Raw genomic sequence first — 2162 nt, forward strand, 5'->3', positions numbered from 1 at the left:
GCGGCGAGCAGGCGCGATCGACGGGGTGCTGTCCATCATGGTCGGCGGCGAGCCGGCGGACTTCTCCGAGGCCAAGGACGTGCTGGAGGCCGTGGGCAAGACCATCGTGCTGGTCGGCCCCTCGGGCTCCGGGCAGACCGTGAAGGCCGCGAACCAGCTGATCGTCGCTCCAACATCCAGGCGCTGTCCGAGGCCGTGGTCTTCCTGGAGGCCTACGGCGTGGACACCGACTCGGCGCTGCAGGTGCTCGGGCGGCGGGCTGGCCGGCTCGAAGGTGCTGGACCAGAAGGGCCAGAAGATCCTGGACCGCGAATTCGGCCCGGGCTTCCGCCTGGCGCTGCACAACAAGGACATGGGCATCGTCACCTCCGCCGCCCGCGAGGCCGGGGTCATCCTGCCGCTGGGCGCCTGGTGGCCCAGCTGGTCAGCTCCACCGTGGCCAGCGGCGACGGCTCGCTGGACCACTCCGGGCTCTTCCGCGGCGTACAGCGCCTGTCGGGCAAGTCCGAGTAGCCACCCGGGCCGGGAACACCGGCCCGGCCCAAAGATTCCTGTGACGGGATCCGCAGACCGCACGCAGCGGTCCTGGGAGCCGCAGCCGTCCTGCTCCAGGGGCGCCGGGTCGAAGCGACATCAGTGATTCCCTGACAGATCGTCCCGAAGCTCGAAGTCTTCGACTGCCCGGGCCCCCACGTGCTCATGGAAGCCAGGACGGCCGGTGTGATGAGCCGAGGACCCCACGCAAAGGACCACGTGATTGCTCCGTGTGGTGCCAGCCGCGGGTCCCGTCGCAGGTCTATCCACCCCAGCCGGCCCAACGCCGGCTGGATCCAAACTTTTCTCGAAAGACCCCGGCCAGCGGCCGGACCAGCAAGGAAGTGTGATTCCCATGCCTAAGATGCGCACCGTAGATGCCATCGTGCAGATCCTGGAGAAGGAAGGCGCCACCGAGGCGTTCGGCCTGCCCGGGGCCGCGATCAACCCGCTGTACTCGGCCATGAAGGACCATGGCGGGATCCGCCACACCCTGCACCGCCACGTGGAGGGCGCCAGCCACGCCGCGGACGGCTACTCGCGGGCCACCGGCAAGATCGGGCTGTGCCTGGGCACCTCCGGCCCGGCCGGCACCGACATGATCACCGGGCTGTACGCCGCGATCGCCGACTCCATCCCGATGCTGTGCATCACCGGCCAGGCGCCGACCAACGTGCTGCACAAGGAGGACTTCCAGGCCGTGGACATCGAGTCCATCGCCAAGCCGGTCACCAAGTACGCGGTGACCGTGCTGGAGCCGGGCCTGGTGCCGGGCACCTTCGCCAAGGCTTCCAGATCATGCGCTCGAACCGTCCCGGCCCGGCGCTGATCGACCTGCCGATCAACGTGCAGATGGCCGAGATCGACTTCGACATCGACGCCTACGAGCCGCTGCCGGTGCAGAACCCGCAGATGTCCCGCGCCCAGGCGGAGAAGGTCGTGGACCTGCTCACCGGCCATGAGCGCCCGATCATCATCGCCGGCGGCGGGGTGATCAACGCGAACGCCAGCGCCGCGCTGGTTCAGCTGGCCGAGGAACTGGACATCCCGGTCTCCCCGACCCTGATGGCTGGGGCGCGATCCCGGACGACCACCGCCTGCAGTCGGGCATGGTCGGGATCCAGACCCACACCAAGTACGGCAACGACACGTTCCTGGCCTCCGACTTCGTGCTGGGCATCGGCAACCGCTGGGCCAACCGCCATACCGGGGACCTGGCCACCTACCGCGCCGGACGCAAGTTCGTGCACGTGGACATCGAGCCGACCCAGATCGGGCGCGTGTTCTCCCCGGACCTGGGGATCACCTCCGACGCCGGGGCCGCGCTTGAGGCCATCCTTGAGGTGGTGCGCGAGCGCAAGGCCGCCGGCCGGGTGCCGGACTACTCCCAGTGGTCGGCCGAGTGCACCGAGCGCAAGGGCACCGGGCACCGCAAGACCAACTTCGAGAACATCCCGATCAACCGCAGCGCGTCTACCAGGAGATGAACGCCGCCTTCGGCCAGGACACCACCTACGTGTCCACCATCGGCCTGAGCCAGATCGCCGGCGCGCAGATGCTGCACGTGTTCGGCCCGCGCAAGTGGATCAACGCCGGACAGGCTGGCCCGCTGGGCTGGACCGGGCCGG

General features: G+C 69.1%; 2 protein-coding genes and 1 pseudogene. All 3 read left to right on the top strand.

Annotated features, from left to right (window positions below):
- The coding region (locus tag JCM19049_RS12335; protein ID WP_374700308.1) for an NAD-binding protein at positions 1–640 on the top strand (640 nt) is incomplete at its 5' end.
- Between the two features lie 249 nt (positions 641–889).
- Complete coding sequence (locus tag JCM19049_RS20705) at positions 890–1363, top strand: thiamine pyrophosphate-binding protein (RefSeq protein WP_279403123.1); 474 nt, start codon at positions 890–892, stop codon at positions 1361–1363.
- Positions 1364–1524: 161 nt separating this feature from the next.
- A pseudogene (locus tag JCM19049_RS20710) lies at positions 1525–2021 on the top strand (hypothetical protein).
- Positions 2022–2162 lie beyond the last annotated feature (141 nt).

The organism is Arthrobacter sp. JCM 19049 (genome assembly GCF_001310435.1).